Raw genomic sequence first — 20,163 nt, 5'->3', positions numbered from 1 at the left:
GTTTTTAATTAACTATTTAGCTTCAATAAATTTACTTTCCACAATTTTTCTTACACGATTAGCAATCGCTTCATTTGTTTGTCCTAAAATTGACATCGGTTTAATTATTTGATGAAAAATTACTTCAATTTTTAATTTATTTTTACGTGAACTATCTTTAGCTTTAAAAGAATTATTGATGGTAACAGGAATAATGGGTAAAAATTCCTTTTTAGCAATTTTGAAAGCTCCACCTTTAAATTCTCCGATTTTACCTTCTTTATTTCTTGTACCTTCAGGAAAAATAAGACCATATGTTTTCTTTTCTTTAATAAATTTTCCAAATTCATTTAGAACACTTAAAGATTGACGAGGATTTTTTCTATCGATAAAAAAGGTATCAATAATTCTTAATGTATGTTTTGATTTAAAACCTTGTTCTAGCTCTTTTTTAGCTAAAAAGGTAGCAATTTTATTTCTTTCATCTTTATCTTCTGATTGTTTTTTTAGTGCCACTAGCATTGCAAAACCATCAGCTTCTGATAAATGATTTGGTGTTAATAGTACTGGTCCGGTTTTGGGAAGGTTTTCATAACCTTTGACCTCTACGGAAATGTTATACATTTTTAAGTATTTTTCGGCACGTTTTAGTATAAAATCATTTCTTCACTGTGGTGCATATGCATCTTTATCTTTTTTGTATTTACGTGAAATTTTTCAAAATTTCAATAATCTCAATACTCAAATTGGAGCTAATAAAATTTTTTTAATTTTAATCATATATATTACCCTTTTGTTATATTGTTTTTACTACGCAAGCGATTAAATAATCATCTTCTTTAGAAGTTGTTATTTGAAAATTTTTATAAAAGTATTTTTTATTAATTTTAGAAATATTTATTTTTTGAAATGAAAGAAGTGTGTTATCAGCTTTAAATAAAGCTTCTTTAATGGCTCATCTTAATGCTAAAAAATAAGCCTTATCATCTATTTTTTTATATTCTAAAAATTCATTATGAGATAAGATCCTTTTTGCAAAATTTTCACTCTTATTTTGGAATCGTGAAATTCTGGTAATATCTATTCCTATCATAATCTCTTAATTATATATGACTAAGTTTTATATAAAGCAAAATTTTGTAATAAAAACTAAACAAAATTTCACTTTTTTAATAAATAAAAAAATTATTCATAATTGAGTGAATAAAATGCTATTTATAAGTATGCAGAAAAACCGAGGAATGCTTTTAGAAAAAATTATTAATACAACAATTGATTTTTATTTAAAAAATGGAATAGCAATTTTTCATAAAAAAAATTTGGATATTGTTTTTGGTAAAGTTATAAAAGAAGATAAAGCTAAAAAACTTGAACAAACTTATTTAGCTAAAAAAAGTACAGTAGATTATTATGGTATTTATCAAGGTCAATTTATTGCATTTGAAGCTAAAAGTGTTGAAGGTAATATTTTACCGTTGTACAATATCAAAGAACATCAAATTAAATATTTAGAAAAAATTAATGCTCATGGCGGAAAAGCTTTTTTAATAATTTTATTTAAAGAAAAAAATGCCTTTTTTATGCTGAAACCAGAATATTTAAGGCATAGTTCTAAAAAATCAATCAATTATGAGCAAATCCAAAAGGAAGGAATTTCACTACAACTTAATTATCCAGGAATATTAGATTTTGTCCCACTACTAAATCTAATCTAGTGGTTTATGAATTTTAATTGATTTCTTTTTTAAAGCTCAGATTTTACCTTCTGGTTTTGTTTCTTTAATAAAAATAACTGATAACACACAAATAATTCCAGAAAGTAACATAATTGAAATTACTACATATTCAGAGTTACTATTCACTGCATCATAAATAGCAGAAATTAAAATGTTAACAATTGTAAAGACTCAGTAACCAAAACCTCAAATAATTCCATAAAAAGAAACTAGCCTTTTTGGACGAGCTTTGTAATTAGGATCTTCATGAGGTAAATAGGTAATGATTCCTTGGATTGATTGTACCAATCAGCCAAAAATGAAACCCATAATTAAAAATAATCAGATAATTTTTAATTTTCAAAATAAGAACGATAAACCTAAAGAAAAAACAATGATAAATAGGATGAATATAATATAAGGTTTTCTTTTAAATGAGGTCTTTAATCATTTTCCTATTGTAAAAGGCCCAATTAAAACACCTAATAAAGAGATAATGACTCAAATTCTTATCCACCTTTGTTCATAAAAAGTAGTTTCTTTTGGTGCAAACATATGCATATATAAAATTGTTGGCATGACCATCATTGTTAAAAATAAACCAAATAAAATAATTCAAACATATGTTTTTAATTCTTTTAATAGATCAATAACTTTTCATTGAATTTCTGTTTCAGAATGAGTATAGTGTTTTAAATCAATTACTGTAAATTTTTTGGGTTTTTCTTTTGGTAAAAAGTTTTTACCAATAAATAGATATCCTATAAAAACTAAAATAGTTGAACAAGCTGCGATTGTGGAAATTAATTGCCAGTGATCTGTAAATCATAAATTTATTGCTTCACTTCAAATGAAAGGCAATAAAGAAATGATTGCTCCAAAAGAAAAACCATATGTCGAGATGGTGGTTAGCATTGATTTAGCTTTTTTATTTAAAACAGATTTAATCGGTTGTAATAGAATAACTGTCATTGATCCACCAAAAGCTAAACCCATTCTTAAAAATATAAAAACTCAATAATTAGGAACTCAAATAGCAGGTATTGCTAATAAAATCATTGAAAAAGAAAGAATAACAGTTCATTTGTGTGTAATTTTAACCATTAATCAACCAACCATTAATGCGCCAAAACCACGAATAAATGTAGACGTATAATTAGTTGCTTGCTTAACAATCGTGCTAGGTTCAGCGCTGTTATGGAAGAAAGTATCAGATCATCCAGTTCCTGATTTAACTGCAGTTGCTACATTACCAGTTAAATTAGGAATTAACATTCAGTTAACTATAAAGAGAATATACCCCAAAAAAACTATGATTCACATAAAAATCAATCTTTGTTTGCTGATGGATGTTATGTCAAATATTTTTGTTGTATTCATTAATCACTGAATTTTACCATAAATTTTTACATTTTTATGAATAATTAAGCATATTTATATTATAAAAGTGAGAAATATAGCAATATTTATGAACAAAAAAGAAAACATCTGAACATAAAAGTTCAGATGTTGTAACAAATTTGAAGATTTATCTTTTTAGTTTAAAAGATAAATTTCTTGAAACATAATAAATTGCTTCAGAAAGTGTAGGATGTGTGTGGCCTGTTTGTTGTAAGTCTCAAATTGTTAAATCTTTTGTAACTGCTAATGCAATTTCATTAATTAATAATGAAGCATTTTCAAGGAAAATGTATGATCCTAAAACTTTTCCATCATCTTTTTTAACAATCAGTTTAAAGAAACCTAAATCTAAATTACTGTCAGCATGATTTCTCGGTAGTTGTTGTGCTGGTACTGTTACTTGTAAAACATTATCAATGCCATATTTTTCAACAGCTTGAGCTGATGAAAGACCAACTCCAGCTAGTTCTAATCCCATGTAAATTGATCAAGCATAGTTTGCAGGGTTATATTTTTCAATTTTTAATCCTAAAAGATTTTGAGCTAAAATATCTCCTTGTTTATACGCATTTGTTGTAACCATTGATAAACCAGTTACGTCACCAATTGCATAAACATTAGCGATTGAAGTTTCCATTTTATCATTAACTTTAATTCCTTTTCCAGGAGTTAATTCTAACCCCAATTTTTCAGCCACTTCAATATTAGGAACTCTTCCTGCTGCTACTAAAATTTTTTCAGCTTTAATTGTATGTGTTTGCTCATTTGATGTAAATTCTAATGAATTATTTTGATATGATTCAATTCTTGCATCATGATAGATTTTTACACCTTTAGCTTCTAAATATTGAATTATTTGAGCTGAACATTCTTCATCAAATCTTGATAATAATTTTTCAGCATGTTCAAGAATTGTAACTTCAACTCCAAAAGTTGCCATATAGTATGAAAATTCAATTGAAATAGGTCCACCACCAATAATAACTATTGATTTTGGTAATTGTTCCATCATTAATAAATCATTTGAATTAATTAAAACACCATCTTTTTGAGCATTATCCTTACCTTGAAATTCAATTTCTCGTGGTCTTGCACCAGTTGCAATAACGATTTTTTTAGTTGTTAGTTTTGTTCCATCATTAACTATCACTGTATTTGCATCTAAAATTTTTCCCACGCCATCAAACAAGCTAACTCCAGCACCATCTAAAGCACCTTTAATTGCTCCATTTAATTTAGTTTTGTTATTTTTTCTAATTTCTTGAATTGCTTTTAAATTTGCTTTAGGTGAATCTGTTTCAATACCATAAACATTAGCTTTTTTAATTAAATCAAATACTTTTGCTGATTTTAATAATGTTTTAGTTGGAATACATCCTAAGTTAACACATGTACCGCCTAAATGCTGTTGTTCTACAACGGCAACTTTTAATCCAGCTTCAGATAAAATAGCAGCTGATGAATATCCTCCTGGACCTGCCCCTATAAAAATTATGTCAAATTTTTCCATTTTTATACCACCTTATATAATTTTTTATTCCTTGATTATATAACATAATTCTAAAAAATAAAAAAAGTTATTTTTTTTATGTTTTTTTTAGCTTTTTTTAGCTTTTTTATAAAAATATTTTTTGTTTAGTAATAAAACAGCTTATAATTTTTTATTATATTTTAATAAATATTAATATTTGAAAGGTCAACTGATGAAAACAGAACAATATCAAGAAATAGAAAAATTATTTAAAGAATATTTTTCAGCTGTAAATAATGAACAACATGTAAAAGGTGATGGATGTATCTTTTCACCAGGACTTTATGAAATTTTAGAAATTGACTTTGAAAAGGAATTAGTAAAATATCGTTATCGTCAAGAATTTAAAGAAGATGGATATTATTTTGATTCAACAATTTCATTTAAAAAATTAAGAGGAGAAGATCACAAAATTAATTTTGATCAAAACTAAATAAAATTAAAACACAACTTATTCCATAATAAGTTGTGTTTTTTTATCTAAAAAAAAAAAAAAAAACAAACCTCAATGGTTTGTGGTCAATTTCTTGAAATGGTACGCCCTAGAAGATTCGAACTTCTGACCCAATGGTTAAAAGCCATTTGCTCTACCTGCTGAGCTAAGGGCGCTTCTGGTGCTCGAGACTGGACTTGAACCAGCACAGTGTTGCCACCGAGGGATTTTAAGTCCCTTGCGTCTACCAATTTCGCCACTCGAGCAGTCTATCTTTTAAAATTGCTTTTACATTATAACTAAAAAAATAAAAAGTGCATAAAAATTTTTATTTTTTTAAGACTTTTTTGTTTCTTTAAAAAAATATCAAGAACAAATTTTAAAAGATATTTTTTCTGAGTTTATTTTTTTAAAGTTCTTATTATTCACTAATAATAAAGTATAATTTTAAAAATATTTAAAATAAACAAAGATATTTATTAAATAAAATTTTTTAATAATTTAATAAATATAAAGGAGCTTTTATGACAAAAAAAGAATTAGTTAGAAAAGTTGCAGAACTTTCAGACTTAACAGAAGCAAAAGCAGATAAAGCGATTGCTTCATTAGTTGAAGTAATTACTGAATCTTTAAAAGCTGGAGAAAAATTACAAGTTCTAGGATTAGGAACTTTTAAAGTTTCAGACAGAAAAGAACGTCAAGGTATTAATCCTCGTACAAAAGAAACTATTACTATTGCAGCGTCAAAATCTGTGAAGTTTCAAGCCGCAAAAGCTTTAAAAGAATCAATTTAATCTAAAACTTAAAATTTGTTCATTAAGTTGAAATAAATAATATTTTTTGTTTATTATTTATTTTTTATTTTCTTTAATTTTTACTTTCCTTATGTTAAAATTGTCTAACTATTTTAAATTTAAAAAAATTAAATATGTTAACTATACTTTAAGGAGTATCTATGGCTAGAGAAGGAATTACACTAAGATGTGAAGGATGTAAAATGGAAAATTACATCACTAAAAAAAATAAAAAAACTCAAACAGAAAAACTTGAGATTTCAAAACATTGCCACAAATGCAATGCTCACACAAACCATAAAGAAAAAAAATAAAACGCTTAAAGCGTTTTATTTTTTGTATTTCTTTCAATTTATAAAAAAAATTTTAAATTCTAGAAAAAAAATCTGAAATTTAAAATTTTTTTTATAAATTTTTATTTTAAAAAGGTTTAGGAGTAGCTTTACTTATAATTATTTTTAAGGTTTTAAAATTATCCAAAAAAATCCAAAAAAATTATAAATTCTAAATCTATTTTAAAAAAGGAGTTTTATGAACACCACTAATAATGTCATTTTGATGACAACAACCACTGCAGTAGAGTCAAAAACAAATTCAGTTTCTAACTTTACTGCTTTAGATTGAGTAGTCATGGCACTTTATATGTTAGGAATTCTTGGGATTGGTGTTTTCTTTTGACTGCAACAGCGTGTCTCAAAAAATAAAACATCTTCAGCTTATTTAGCTGGACAAGGAATGAAAATACCTACAATTGTTATTGCCTTATCAATTTTTGCTACTGCATTAAGTTCGCTTACTTTCTTGGCAACCCCTGGTTTAGCCTTTAAAACCGGCTGATTATGATCAGTGGGAATTATTTCTTTTTTGGCAGCTGCGCCATTAATTGTCAAAAGAGTTATTCCATTTTATAGAAGAATTAAAGAAACAACATCTTATGCATATCTGGAAAAACGTTTCCATGTATCAGTCAGAATATTTACATCTGCTCTATTTATTTTGTTTCACCTTTTTAGAATGGCTATTGTGTTGTATATTCCAACATTAACGCTTTCTTTATTTGTAGATATCAATGTTTATCTAATTTTATTTATTGTATCTTTTGTTGTTGTAACATCAACATTTTTAGGAGGATATAAAGGAGTACTTTGAACTGATGCAATTCAAGGAATTGTTTTATTATTCGGAATCGGATTAATTATTATTTTTGGTTTAGCTAAAACTGATTGAGAAGTTGCTAAATTTCAAAGTATTTTGAAAAAATCAGATTTATATGTTTCATTGGGAAGTTCAGGAATTTTCTTCTTATTTATTTCAAAATATTTTGAAAATCTTTATTCTTATATCACTTCACAAGACATTGTTCAAAGATATAAAAGTTCAAAATCAATTAGTAAAATTAACAAAACTATTTATATCAATATAGGACTTTTAATGATTGTTGTACTTTTATTTTATGGAACTGGATCAGTGCTTTATTCGTACTACAGCAGTTTAGGATTTAATGTAGATGATCCTAATGCCATTTCAGTGATTGTTGGAAGAGAAAATGCAGCTGATAATCAATTATTGTCTTATTTCATTATTCAGAGTCTTCCAATGGGAATTACAGGATTATTGATAGCTGCTATTTTCGCAGCTAGTCAATCAACAGTATCAAGTTCATTAAATTCCATTGTTACAGTTATTACAGTAGATTTTATTAGTAGATTTAGCAAAATGAAAGAAAAAAATATTTTAATTTTATCTAAAATTTTAATCGCATCTTTTGGAATTATAGCCTTTGGTGTAGCTTCATTGGTGGTTTTATCACAACAAACAAGTTTAATTGATTATTACTTAAGTATTATTGGTCTATTTGGAATGCCGGTATTAAGCACATTTTTACTTGCAATGTTCACCAAAAGATCGAATTGAATTGGATCTTTTTCAGGAATTGCTGCCGGTTTAATATTTGGTCTTCCAATTTGATTATTGAATAATCAATTTATTGGTGATGGACATTTTAAAATTCATAGTGCATGAGTAGTTTTATTCACACTTGCTATTTCTTCGGTTGTAGGTTACTTAATTTCACTTTTAACTAACAAGTTTGTGAAATGAAAAAATATCACTAACTTAACTTCTTGAACACAAACTGCAGAATTCAATGAGTTAGTTAAACTTGATAAAAAACTTTCAAAATTAGAAAATAAATTAAAAAAAGGTTTAATTACTAATGAAGAAATGCTAAAAAATGTTCAAGAATATCAACGACTTGAAGGAGTTGTTTCTGAACAAACAGAATAATAATTTTTCAAAATTTTCATCTTTAAAAATCTTCAATATTCTTATTGAAGATTTTGTTTTTTCAATTAAATTAATTAACATTTTAAAATGATAAAATTAGTTAATATTTAAAATGTTAATTAATTATTTTAAGGAGAAATATGAATAGAAAATATTTAGATTTAACTTTTGTTGAACAGAAATTGGATGCGATTGTTACATCAAGTAGACAAACAAGATTATGATGTTCATCTGTGGAATCATCAGATGGATGAACAATATTAGAAAAAGACAAAAATCACATTTTTGTTGATTCAAGATACATTGAATATGCACAAAAACAAGCTAAAAACGCTGAAGTACATTTACTAGAAAAAAATTCATTAAAAAATTTTTTAGCTGCTAAAAATTATCAAACAATTGGAATTGAAGCAGATTATGAAACTTATGGAATGGTACAATACATTAAATCAATGTTACCTGAAGCTGAAATTAAACCTGTAAGTGGACAAAAATTAAGAATTTTAAAAACTGCAGCAGAAATTGAAAAATTGCAAAAAGCTATTGATATTTCTTTGGAAGCTTATGAAGAATTATTACCATCAATTCAAGAAGGTCAAACCGAAAGAGAACTAGATCACAAATTAAATTTCTTAATGAAACAAAAAGGTGCTGATAAGGAATGTTTCGATGCAATTATTGCTACAGGCACTAATTCTTCAAAACCACACCATCACCCAACTGATGCAAAAATCAAAAAGGGTGAATTATTAAAAATTGATTTTGGAGCAATTTATAAAGGATTTGGAGCTGATATCACGAGAACTTTTATTTTTGGTGGAACACCAAATAATGCCCAAGCTCAAGAAATTTGAGATATTGTTGATCAAGCAGCCCGTTTAGGACGTCAAATGGTTCGTCCAGGTATAAAAGCGTCTCAAGTACATCAAGTTTGTTATGATTATATTCAATCTAAAGGATATGGTGACAAATTCTTGCATTCTACAGGACATGGTTTAGGGATTGATGTTCACGAGTTACCTAATGTAAATTCAGTAAATGAAACTATTCTAGAACCGGGAATGGTAATAACAGTTGAACCAGGAATTTACATTGAAGGATTAGGTGGAGTAAGAATTGAAGATGATATTTTAGTAACAGAAACAGGATCAATTACACTTTCAAGAAAAAATGAAATTAATGGAGTAGAAAAATAATTGCTTTTTTCTAAAAAAATCTATTTTTTACAAAAAAGCGCTAAATATGTACTTTTTTGTAAGTTAAAGGTTTAAAAGAGTTTATAATTTTTGATGTTATTAATATAACTACAAAAATTAAATATTTAAATTAAATAATACTTTAGAGAGGTACTAACGTGGAATCAAAATCTTTTAAATATGTACAGCCTGGCAAAGTCATGTTGAACGTTGATGAAATTATTAGTTTTTTAGATGTAGATGGTAACTTAATTGACAAAAAAAATGACACAACGCTTACAAAAGAAGAACTTTTAAAAGCCTATAAATTTATGGTTTTGTCTAGACAACAAGATACATATATGACACAATTACAAAGACAAGGAAGAATGTTAACATTTGCACCTAATTTTGGTGAAGAAGCGCTGCAAGTTGCATCAGCAATGACATTAGAAAAAGAAGACTGATATGTTCCAGCTTTTAGATCAAATGCTACCATGCTATACATGGGTGTGCCTGTAAAGCAACAATTACTGTACTGAAATGGTAATGAAAGAGGATCAAAAATTCCTGAAGGAATTAATTTACTACCCGTAAATATTCCCATTGCTACACAGTGTTCTCATGCAGCTGGGATAGCTTATTCAATGAAATTAAGAAAAATTCCTGGTGTTGCTGTTTCCATTATTGGTAACGGTGGAACAGCTGAGGGTGAATTTTATGAAGCTATGAACATTTCAGCAATTTGAAAATGACCTGCAGTTTTTTGTGTAAACAATAATCAATGATCAATTTCAACTCCAGAAAAATTAGAATCTTCATCTTCAACAATAGCCGCTAAAGCTTACTCAGTGGGAATTCCTGGTATTAGAGTTGATGGTAATGACTTACTAGCTTCTTATGCTGTAATGAAAGAAGCTATGGAATATGCTCGTCAAGGGAATGGACCTGTTTTAGTGGAATTTATTACTTGAAGACAAGGACCACATACAACAAGTGATAATCCTAAAGTTTATCGTACTGAAGAACAAGAAAAAGCAGCTGAAGTTTGAGAACCAATGCACCGGATTGAAAAATATTTAAAAGATAAAAAATATATCACCACCGAAGAAATCCAAAAAGTTTGAGATGACTCATTAGCTGAAGTAAAAGTTGCTTTTGAAGAATCACAAAAAGAATTAGAAGTTGATATTAATGAAGTATTTGATTATACTTATGCTCAATTGACTCCTGAACTAGCTGAACAAAAAGCAGAAGCGCTTGCTTACTATCAAAAACTAGCAAAAGGTGGAAAATAATTATGTCAGAGAAAAAGAATTTAATTGCATTAAATAACATCGGTGCTTTAACACATGCCATTGATTTAATGATGGAAGAAGATGAAACTGTTGTACTTTGAGGACAAGATGCCGGATTTGAAGGTGGAGTTTTTAGAGCAACTGAAGGTTTACAGAAAAAATATGGTGAGCAAAGAGTTTGAGATACACCAATTGCTGAAGCAGCAATGATGGGAGTGGGAGTAGGTGCTGCAATTAGCGGCTTAAAACCAATTGTTGAAATGCAATTCCAAGGATTTTCATATCCCGCTTTTCAACAATTAATGACACATGCAGCAAGATATCGAAATCGTTCAAGAGGAAGATTTACTTGTCCATTAGTATTAAGAATGCCAATGGCTGGTGGAGTTAGAGCTTTAGAACATCACTCAGAAGCAATCGAAGCTTTATATGCACATATTCCAGGAATAAAAGTAGTTATGCCTGCAACCCCTTATGACACAAAAGGATTATTAATTGCGGCCTTAAAAGATCCTGATCCAGTTGTTTTTTTAGAACCAAAAAGTATTTATCGTTCATTTAAACAAGAAATCCCTGCAGAAATTTATGAAGTAGAAATCGGTAAAGCTAATGTTTTAAAAGAAGGAAAAGATTTAACAATTGTTACTTATGGAAAACAAGTTCATGACTGTTTAGCAGCCTTAAAAGAATTACATCAAACAAATCCTGAATGAGATATTGAATTAATTGATTTAAGAACAATTAAACCAATTGACACAGAAACTATAATAAATTCAGTTAAAAAAACTGGAAGACTTTTAGTAGTGCATGAAGCCGTTAAATCATTTTCTGTTTCAGCAGAAATTATTACTAGAGTAAATGAAAAAGCTTTTGAATATTTAAAAGCACCTTTAACTAGATTAACAGGATGAGATATTACTGTACCTTTAGCACGTGGTGAAAAATATCATGCTTTAGATGTGGAAAAAGTTAAAGTAAAAATTCAAGAATTAATGAATTTTAAATTTTAGGATTGGAGAAAAAAAATGAATAAAATTATTGCTACCCCTTTAGCACGTGCATTAGCAGCTAAACAAGGAATTGATCTTTCTTCAGTTTCAGGATCAGGTCCTAATGGAAGAATTTTAATTTCTGATGTAGAAAACTTTAAACCACAATCTGCCTCAGCTCCAATTCAAAAAGCTGCTTCAATACCAGAAAAAAGTGAACAAGCTGCAAAAGCTGCATCTCTGGGACAAATTCACAGTTTACAAGCTCACACACAAAAAATTGCACCGATTAGAAAAGCCATTGCTCGGGCAATGAAAAATTCATGAGCTCAAGTAGCTTATGTTAATTTAGTTAACGAAATTGAAATGACAAATCTATGAGATATGCGTAAATCTATGGTAGATGATGTTTTAAAATTAACAGGAATAAAGTTAACTTTCTTACCATTTATTATTAAAGCATTAGCGATTGCTCTAAAGGAATTTCCTGTGCTTGCAGCTAAATATAATGAAACTACTGAAGAATTAATTTTTCCAGGACAAATTAATATGGGAGTAGCTGTAGATACAGAAGCGGGATTAATGGTTCCAGTAATTAAAAATGCTGAACAATTAACTATCTTAGAGATTTCTCAAGAAGTTGCACGTTTAGCTGCTGCAGCACGTAATAAAACTATTAAAGCTGCAGAAATGCAAGGTGCAGATTTTACTATTACAAACTATGGTTCAGTTGGTTCTTTATATGGTGTCCCAGTTATTAATTGACCAGAACTAGCAATCGCTGGAGTAGGAGCTATTATTGATCGTGCTGTAGTTAAAAATGGTGCTGTAGTTCCCGGAAAAGTGATGCACCTAACAGTTGCTGCAGATCATCGTTGAGCAGATGGAGCAACAATTGGACGTTTTGCTTCAAGAGTAAAAGATTTATTAGAAAAACCTCAAATTTTAGGAGTATTTTAAAATGTATAAATTTAAATTTGCTGATATAGGTGAGGGACTACACGAAGGAGTTGTCGCTGAAATTTACAAAAAAGTAGGTGACGAAGTTAAGGAAGGTGACCCCTTATTTTCCGTAGAAACAGATAAAGTTACATCAGATATTCCTTCTCCTGTAACCGGAAAAATCACTAAAGTTTTAATGAATCAAGGTGATACCATCCATGTAGGTCAAGAAATTTATTACATTGATGATGGTTCAACAACTGAATCAAATGATGATACTGCTCCAACTGAAACAGCTGCTGAAGAAGAATCAGCTGCATCAGTAGTTGGAGAAGTAAAAGTATCAAACGAATTATTATCATTTAATTTTTCAACTCCAGCACCGGTAAAAGCTGCTCCAGAATCAGCACCATCTGCTACAGTTGAAAGTTCAAAAGTGGAAACTCAATTTGATAAAGGTAAATCTTATACAGGTGCAATTGAAGCTGAATTTGATGTAATTGTTATAGGATCAGGTCCTGGTGGTTATTTAGCTGCAGAAATGTCAGGAGATCACGGATTAAAAACATTAATTATTGAAAAAGAATTCTGAGGTGGTGTTTGTTTAAATGTTGGATGTATTCCAACTAAAGCATTATTAAAAACTGCAGAAGTACACGAATATATTAAGCATGCTGCTGATTATGGTGTTGATATTAATACTAGTTCATTAAAAATTAACTGAGAAAAAATGCACCAGAGAAAAAGAGATGTTGTAGCTCAGTTAACAACTGGTGTACAGCTTTTAATGAAAGCTAACAAAGTTAAAACTATTTTTGGTGAAGCTAAATTTATTGGTGCACACGAAATTGAAGTTGTAGGCAAAGTTTACCGTGGTAAAAATATAATTATTGCTACTGGTTCAAGTGACCGCCACTTAGATTTACCAGGATTTGAAGATGGATACAAAACAGGAAAATTAATTACTTCAAAAGAGGCAATTAATTTAGATAAAAAACCTAAAACTATGACCATTGTCGGTGGTGGAGTTATTGGTGTAGAATTTTCTCAAGTTTTTGCTCAAACAGGAGTAAAGGTAACTATTTTACAAAATACTGATCGTATTTTAGCCGGTATTGATGCAGAGCTTGCAAAAGTTATTGCAACTAAATTAGAAAGTACTGGAGTTGAGATTGTTTATAATGCTCAAGTAACTAAGTTTGAAAAAGATACCTTATTTTATACAATTGATAACAAAGAACATTCAATTAAAGCTGATGTTAGTTTAGTATCAGTTGGTAGAGTACCAGAATCTTTAGGATTGGCTGAAGTAGGAATTAAGTTGGGACAAAGAAAAGAAGTTCCAGTTGATGAATATTGCCGCACAAATGTTGAAGGAGTATATGGAATTGGTGATGTTGTAGGTCAATCAATGTTAGCACACGTAGCTTACCGCCATGCGGCCATTGCTGTTTCCCACATCACCAATCACCCTGTAAAATATTCATCAAAAACATTACCTTCATGTATTTATACTCATCCTGAAATTGCTATTGTTGGGTTAACTGAAGAAGAAGCTAAAGCAAAAGGTAAAACACCATTAGTTGTAAGATATCAATTTACATATGTTGGAAAAGCAATTGCTACAAACAATAAAATTGGTTTTGCTAAATTTGTAATCGACAAAGAATTTGGTGAAATTTTGGGATGTCATATCGTTGGACCACATGCAACTGACTTAATTTCAGAAATTGTTGTTGCAATGGATTTAGAAACAACAATCTATGACATCGCTTCAGCAATTCACCCTCACCCTACATTTAGTGAAGTGTTATGAGAAGGTGCAAGGCTTGCTGTAAAAATGTTAGAAAAAACAAAATAATTGAAAGTTTTAAAAATTATTAATAAAAAAACAAGATTGCTTTTCCAATCTTGTTTTTTTATTAAAGACAATTTTCTAGCTTATTTATCTTTTTCTTCGATTTCAGCTTCAACTGTTCCTTCTTCTTGAGTTGAATCATTAGCTGCTTGGTTTGCGGCATTTTGAGCGAACATTTGAGCTGCTTGTTCAATTTGATCTAACTTAATTTTTAGTTCATCAATTTTTTCTTCTTTAATTAAGTCTTTTAGTTCATCAATTTGTTTTTGAGTCATTTCTTTTTGTTTTTCATCAACTTTGTCACCATTTTCATTTAATGATTTTTCTAGTTGAGCAACAAGAGCTTCAGCACGAACTAATGTTTCCATTTTTTCTTTTTTCTTAGCATCAGCTTCACGATTTTCTTCAGCTTCTTTAACCATTCTGTTAATTTCTTCTTCAGTTAAAGCTCCTGAATTTTCAATAGTAATTGTTTGTTCTTTGTTTGTTTTTTTGTCTTTTGCAGTTACTTTAGTAATCCCGTTAACATCAATTGAAAAAGAAACTTCAATTTGTGGAACACCACGAGGTGCTGGTTCAATTCCAGAAAGATTAAACCTTCCTAAAATTTTATTATCAGCAGCCATTTGTCTTTCACCTTGTACTACACTAATTGTTACTTCAGGTTGATTATCAGCAGCTGTTGAAAAAATTTGGCTTTTTGTAACTGGAATTGTTGTATTTCTTGGTATTAACACAGTTGAAATTCCACCTTGTGTTTCAATTCCTAAAGAAAGTGGAGTAACATCTAATAATAGAACATCATCAATTTCTCCTGCTAAAACTCCACCTTGGATCGCTGCTCCGATAGCAACAACTTCATCAGGGTTAATACTTCTGTTTGGTTTTTTACCTAAGGTATGTTCAACCATTGTTTGGATAGCAGGAATTCTTGTAGATCCCCCTACTAATAACACTTCATCTAAATCTTTAGCTTCTAGTTTAGCTTCTTTTAAAGCATCCATAATTGGTTTTCTAGTTCTATCAACTAAGTGTGAAGTCATAGCTTCAAATTCAGATCTTTTCATTTCTAGTTCAACATTAATTGGACCATTTTCTGTAATTGCTAAAAATGGTAATGAAATATTTGCAACAGATTGATTTGAAAGGGCAATTTTTGTTTTTTCAGCTTCTTCTTTTAATCTTGACATTGCCATTTTATCTTTTGAAGGATCAAATTTATATTCAGCTTGAATTTTTTCAACCATTCATTTAACGATTTCGTTATCTCAGTCATCTCCACCTAAACGGTTGTCTCCTGAAGTTGATAATACTTCAAAAGTTCCATTTTCTAATTCAAGGATAGAAACGTCAAATGTTCCTCCTCCTAAGTCATAAACCAGAATTTTTTGTTCTTTATCTTTTTTATCAGCACCGAAAGCTAAAGCAGCAGCTGTTGGTTCGTTAATAATTCTTAATACATCTAAACCAGCAATTTTTCCTGCTGTTTTAGTAGCTTCACGTTCTGCATTATCAAAATAAGCGGGAACAGTAATAACTGCTTTTGTTACTTTTGAACCAATTTTTTTCTCTGCATATTCTTTTAAGTGTGAAAGAATCATCGCTGAAATTTCTTCAGGTTTATATTCTTTTCCATTTGCAGTAACAGTTTTTGTAGTACCCATTAATCTTTTAATAGAAGCGATTGCATTTGGGTTTGTTTCTAATTGTCTTTTTGCGACTTCACCAACAATGATTTCATCATTTTTGAATGAAACAACAGAAGGTGTTGTTCTTTTACCGTTAAAGTTTTCTAAAACTTTAGGTTGTTTATTTTCAATAATGGCAACAACTGAGTTAGTTGTTCCTAAATCTATACCTAAAATAATTTCTTTTGCCATGTTAATTCCTTTCTTATTCAATTTATTATTAAATCATTATTTTTTCAATGTTCTTTTTCATAAACATGCAAATATTATAACACATAATTTAGCACTCAAACTAAAAAAGTGCTATTTTTTTATAATTCATTTTATAGCTATATTTGAATATAAATGAAAATAAAATAAATTGGTGATAAAGCTTTCAATCTTTATCATAAAAAATAAGTATTTTTCTATATTTACAAAGGTAAAAAGTAATAGATTTGGCTGAATTACTCCGTAATTAATGAATTTTTTGCTATAATTTTCATTATATTTTTTCTTGTTCTAAGATTTTCAAGATACAAGGTAGATAGGAAAATATGTTTCCATTTCAAGCAAATGATTTTGGTAATGAAAATTTAGCAATTTTTGTTAATTTTTTAATTTATTCAGCATTTCTTTTGGTTGTACCGATAGTTATTATTTTTTTAATTTCTTTTATTAAACCAAGAATTAAAGAAAATAGCAATATTTATCTTTATGCTTTTTCTGCTGCGATGTTAATCATCATCGGAACATTAGGATTTTTTAAAGAATCTTATGAAAAAACAGAAAAATTTATCCATCAAAATGAGTCCCTGAGAAATTTCGCTCATAAAAATACTTGAAACGAACAGTTTTTAGTGATGGCAATTGTAGCAGGTGGAACAATTATTGGTCTTACTACAATTTTCATAGTACGTTGAATTTTTGTGAAATTTTTTGGTAAAGAAGTACATAAAAAACATGATGAACACGGACATCATGACCATATGGTTAATTTTTCAGATATTGATAGCCCTAAAGCTGCTTGACTTGCAATTTTATTATTATTATCACACAGAACAATTGATGGTTTTGTTTTAGGAGCCACAATTTCAAAACTATCACGTGGTGAAAATATTAATTTAGGTTTAATTATCACTTTTAACTTGCATATTATTATTGAAGTTTTAATTGTACATTATCGCCAAGTGCAGTATGGTCAAACTATTAAAAAATCTGTTATTTATAATTTATTAACAATTCTTTTATTATTACCAATTATGTTAGTTAGTTCATTTCTTAATAAGTATATTGAACAAGTAGGATGATTAATTCCGGTTATTAATGCTTCAGGAGGAGCCATTTTAACTTTTGTGGCAATTATTGAACTAGTTCCTGAATTCATTCACTTGCGCAATGGAACACAAAGAAAATGATATATTACTCTTTTTTGGTTTGCTTCAGGTATAGTTTTTGCAGTGATTTTATTATCTTTCCATTCACATGATACTGTAGCAAATGCGAATTCAGATTTATTAATTATTACCAACTCAATTACTGAACTCAAAACTAGCAGAGTAGGAACATAAAATGAAAAAAATATTTTTATTTTCAAATTTTGTAATCATCTCTTCAGCTTCTTTGCTAGTTGCTTGTTCTCATTATGTTGACTATCAAAATCCACAAACTTTTATTAGTAGTTTTAACAATGCTAATAAAATTTTTGATTTTAGTACTTTAGAAAATAAAAATAATAATCTACTTTTAAAACAACTTGACAACTTGACAAATTTAAGACTTTTTAGGTATAAAACAACTTCTAAACCATTAATTAATTATGCAAATCTTACAATTGAAAAGCCTACAGAAGTTTCCAAAAAATTAGAATTTGCCAACGCCATTTTTGTTCATGCCCAAGAAAGTTCTATCATTAATGAAGCAACTGATTTAAAAACTTATAGTTTTTATACAGATCTAACAGACAAACTAGATGCTCCTGAAAATTTTGGTACATATCTAAATTCTTATGCAATTGCTAGAGCAAGTGACAATTTATATAATTCAATTAATAGTGATTTTTTTGAATGAAGTTTGCAAAAAGCTAAAAAAATTGAAATTTCACTTCGCCCTAATTTATTTTGATCTGACTATTTAGGCCAAAGACAAAATCACAAAATAAATGCAGAAAGTGTTTATTATGGAATGATGAACGTTCTTTTAAGAAATAAAAACTTTCGTCAACAGTTTTTAAATACGTCAGAACTCAAAGAAATGGAACAATTAAATTATGTAAATGAGATTGATTATTTTAATGGTATAGATTATTTAGCAATTTTGAATAATTTAGGAATTGATACTAATAAATTATTAAATAAAAATACTTTCATTAAAGATGAAAATACAATCACAATTTATGCAAGAGAAAATTCAGAAAAAGGTTTACTAACTTTTTTTGAAAGTTTACTAATTGAATCGCCATTATTTCAACCAATATTTTTTGATGCTTCAAAAAATGAAATCTTAGATAAACTAAATTTTTATAATTATGGAAAAACATTTAAAGATCGTTTTTATGCTGGAAATTATGTTATTAATAAAAATTCCCCCGAAGAAATATTATTAAAACTTAATGAACACTTTTGAGAAAAATCTTGAATAAATAATCCCCAGAAACTAGAAACTATTATTTATTCATTTAATGCCTTACCATTAAATTCTGATTATTTTGCACAACAAAATTTTGAAAATTATCAACAAAAAATTATTTCCAGAAGCGATTTTACTAACTTAAATAATTCTGAAAAACAAAAAATTTTATCAGATCCTGCAACTTTCGGTTTAAGTTATACTACAGAATATAATTCCAGTTCTTCGATTAAAACAAGTCAATTAAATTTAATTCCCAGTGAAAATAAAATCAATAATTTTAATAATTTATTTGCTAATTTGTTTTATGGTACTAACCTAAATCAGATCGAAAAAGGTCAAACCAAAATAGCTGATTTGTTCAGTAAAGATGTGATTGCTTTTAGAACTTATTTGATGAGTGCATTGAATTTTTCACTATTTGCTAAGCAAGTTTCACCAGAAAATGATTATTGATTATCATCAGTTCCTGTAGATTTAGCACTAAAAAGAAATTTTGAAAACTTATTAGAATATCAGAGTGCCAAAGATGCTTATTTATGAATTAACAAAATTCAAGTAATTCAAGATAATGAAAAAAATATAAATATTTTTAATGATGATAATGATAAATTGTATTTCGATTTAAATAATTCTTTAGATTTAGAAAAGAGAATGCAGTCTTCAAAATATAGTGAAATTCAAGAATCACTAAAAAAATTATTAGATAATTTTTATAATTTAAATAATTTGACTCAAAAACGAAAAATAGAATGAATAATTCCCATTGATACAAGAATTTTGACTAATAGTCAAAAAAATATTTATTTAAAACTAGAAGAGTTTTATGGACAATTAGATTCACGTTTAAAACCTAAAGTTGCTTTAATTGAAAATCAAGCTGATTATGAAAAATACTTTATAAATGAAAATAGTATTTTTAAAAATTTTTCACTAAATCTAACTGAATCAACTTTTTCAAATTATTTAGAAATTTTTATAAAAGATAATAATTATCAAAATTTAATTTTATTATTTGCTATTTTTGCAAATCCAAAATTAAAAGATATTTTTCCAGAATTATTGCTTTTTTCAAAAAATCTTTTTGAACAAATAACTTACCAAAATCTTGTTGCAGAAAAAAATAATCTTTTTTTTGAAATTAATTTAGAACAATGAAGCAATTTTAATTTAAAGCAATTAAATAATTTAAAAAAAATTTTATTTAAAACAGTAGAACAGGAAGCAAAATTTAGTAAATTTTTAAAGTTATTTATAAATGCTTTTGTAGATAAAAATTTGAATAACTTTAAAATGATTAATTTAATAAATCAAATAACAAATCTAAAAGACTTAACAATTGAAGCAGCTGCAAGTTTTAAAGTAAATAGTTTAGAAAAAAAACTAATCCAAAATTATTTAGATTTTCCAAGTAAATATCGAGGAATTGAATATTTACAAGATGTAAGAATTAGAAAGGAATTATAA

17 protein-coding genes and 2 tRNA genes are annotated in these 20,163 nt (G+C 28.0%); 12 read left to right on the top strand and 7 right to left on the bottom strand.

All coding sequences use genetic code 4. The features are described 5' to 3' along the window. Positions 1 to 12: 12 nt before the first annotated feature. Both NV226_RS02185 and NV226_RS02180 read right to left on the bottom strand, forming a co-directional pair. Complete coding sequence (locus NV226_RS02185) at positions 13 to 759, bottom strand: lysophospholipid acyltransferase family protein (RefSeq protein ID WP_258210695.1); 747 nt, start codon at positions 757 to 759, stop codon at positions 13 to 15. Between the two features lie 16 nt (positions 760 to 775). Further along, entirely contained in the window at positions 776 to 1,072 is a 297-nt protein-coding gene (locus NV226_RS02180; RefSeq protein WP_258210694.1) for a holo-ACP synthase, read from the bottom strand. A 130-nt stretch (positions 1,073 to 1,202) separates the two neighbouring features. Here NV226_RS02180 and recU point away from each other — a divergent pair, with 130 nt between their 5' ends. Next, positions 1,203 to 1,694: a Holliday junction resolvase RecU gene (gene recU / locus NV226_RS02175; protein WP_258210693.1), complete on the top strand. Its 492-nt coding sequence runs from the start codon at positions 1,203 to 1,205 to the stop codon at positions 1,692 to 1,694. On the opposite strand, the gene NV226_RS02170 is transcribed toward recU, so the two are convergent. Together NV226_RS02170 and NV226_RS02165 are read right to left on the bottom strand one after the other, a co-directional pair. Then, positions 1,686 to 2,969 (bottom strand): MFS transporter, encoded by a 1,284-nt coding sequence (locus tag NV226_RS02170; protein ID WP_258210692.1) that lies wholly within the window; start codon positions 2,967 to 2,969, stop codon positions 1,686 to 1,688. The two genes, recU and NV226_RS02170, sit on opposite strands and share 9 nt — an antisense overlap. A gap of 253 nt (positions 2,970 to 3,222) precedes the next feature. Further along, positions 3,223 to 4,605: a dihydrolipoyl dehydrogenase gene (locus tag NV226_RS02165; protein ID WP_258210691.1), complete on the bottom strand. Its 1,383-nt coding sequence runs from the start codon at positions 4,603 to 4,605 to the stop codon at positions 3,223 to 3,225. A 193-nt stretch (positions 4,606 to 4,798) separates the two neighbouring features. On the opposite strand from NV226_RS02165, the gene NV226_RS02160 reads away from it, so the two are divergent. Then, entirely contained in the window at positions 4,799 to 5,059 is a 261-nt protein-coding gene (locus NV226_RS02160; protein ID WP_258210690.1) for a hypothetical protein, read from the top strand. Between the two features lie 100 nt (positions 5,060 to 5,159). Here the strand turns inward: NV226_RS02160 and NV226_RS02155 are convergent. Together NV226_RS02155 and NV226_RS02150 are read right to left on the bottom strand one after the other, a co-directional pair. Beyond that, positions 5,160 to 5,235, bottom strand: a tRNA-Lys gene (locus NV226_RS02155). A gap of 3 nt (positions 5,236 to 5,238) precedes the next feature. After that, a tRNA-Leu gene (locus NV226_RS02150) sits at positions 5,239 to 5,325 on the bottom strand. A gap of 258 nt (positions 5,326 to 5,583) precedes the next feature. On the opposite strand from NV226_RS02150, the gene NV226_RS02145 reads away from it, so the two are divergent. The 8 genes from NV226_RS02145 (at position 5,584) to lpdA (ending at position 14,404) form a co-directional block, all read left to right on the top strand. Next, positions 5,584 to 5,853: an HU family DNA-binding protein gene (locus tag NV226_RS02145; protein ID WP_258210689.1), complete on the top strand. Its 270-nt coding sequence runs from the start codon at positions 5,584 to 5,586 to the stop codon at positions 5,851 to 5,853. Between the two features lie 161 nt (positions 5,854 to 6,014). Beyond that, positions 6,015 to 6,167 carry a 50S ribosomal protein L33 gene (rpmG, locus tag NV226_RS02140; protein ID WP_258210688.1) on the top strand — a complete coding sequence of 51 codons (153 nt, stop codon included), beginning with the start codon at positions 6,015 to 6,017 and terminating at the stop codon, positions 6,165 to 6,167. A gap of 217 nt (positions 6,168 to 6,384) precedes the next feature. Beyond that, positions 6,385 to 8,139 (top strand): sodium:solute symporter family transporter, encoded by a 1,755-nt coding sequence (locus tag NV226_RS02135; protein ID WP_258210687.1) that lies wholly within the window; start codon positions 6,385 to 6,387, stop codon positions 8,137 to 8,139. 140 nt (positions 8,140 to 8,279) lie between these two features. Beyond that, positions 8,280 to 9,335: an aminopeptidase P family protein gene (locus tag NV226_RS02130; protein ID WP_258210686.1), complete on the top strand. Its 1,056-nt coding sequence runs from the start codon at positions 8,280 to 8,282 to the stop codon at positions 9,333 to 9,335. A gap of 158 nt (positions 9,336 to 9,493) precedes the next feature. Next, complete coding sequence (gene pdhA, locus NV226_RS02125; protein WP_373423261.1) at positions 9,494 to 10,612, top strand: pyruvate dehydrogenase (acetyl-transferring) E1 component subunit alpha; 1,119 nt, start codon at positions 9,494 to 9,496, stop codon at positions 10,610 to 10,612. Positions 10,613 to 10,614: 2 nt separating this feature from the next. After that, the gene (locus NV226_RS02120) at positions 10,615 to 11,622 is read left to right on the top strand and encodes an alpha-ketoacid dehydrogenase subunit beta (protein ID WP_258210685.1); all 1,008 of its coding nucleotides are present in this window, start codon (positions 10,615 to 10,617) and stop codon (positions 11,620 to 11,622) included. Positions 11,623 to 11,637: 15 nt separating this feature from the next. Further along, on the top strand, positions 11,638 to 12,561 hold the full coding sequence (locus tag NV226_RS02115; protein ID WP_258210684.1) for a 2-oxo acid dehydrogenase subunit E2: 924 nt from the start codon (positions 11,638 to 11,640) through the stop codon (positions 12,559 to 12,561). A gap of 1 nt (position 12,562) precedes the next feature. Further along, a complete protein-coding gene (gene lpdA / locus NV226_RS02110; RefSeq protein WP_258210683.1) occupies positions 12,563 to 14,404 on the top strand; it encodes a dihydrolipoyl dehydrogenase in 1,842 nt (613 codons plus the stop codon). A gap of 80 nt (positions 14,405 to 14,484) precedes the next feature. Here the strand turns inward: lpdA and dnaK are convergent, their stop codons facing one another. Continuing rightward, positions 14,485 to 16,281: a molecular chaperone DnaK gene (dnaK, locus tag NV226_RS02105; protein ID WP_258210682.1), complete on the bottom strand. Its 1,797-nt coding sequence runs from the start codon at positions 16,279 to 16,281 to the stop codon at positions 14,485 to 14,487. Between the two features lie 344 nt (positions 16,282 to 16,625). Between dnaK and NV226_RS02100 the strand changes: the two genes are divergently transcribed. Further along, positions 16,626 to 17,639 (top strand): hypothetical protein, encoded by a 1,014-nt coding sequence (locus NV226_RS02100; protein WP_258210681.1) that lies wholly within the window; start codon positions 16,626 to 16,628, stop codon positions 17,637 to 17,639. 1 nt (position 17,640) lies between these two features. After that, on the top strand, positions 17,641 to 20,163 hold the full coding sequence (locus NV226_RS02095; protein WP_258210680.1) for an OppA family ABC transporter substrate-binding lipoprotein: 2,523 nt from the start codon (positions 17,641 to 17,643) through the stop codon (positions 20,161 to 20,163).

This window comes from Mycoplasma iguanae (assembly GCF_024722375.1).
GTDB lineage: Bacteria > Bacillota_I > Bacilli_A > Mycoplasmatales > Metamycoplasmataceae > Mycoplasma_M > Mycoplasma_M iguanae.
This window is presented reverse-complemented; position numbering and strand designations above follow the sequence as displayed.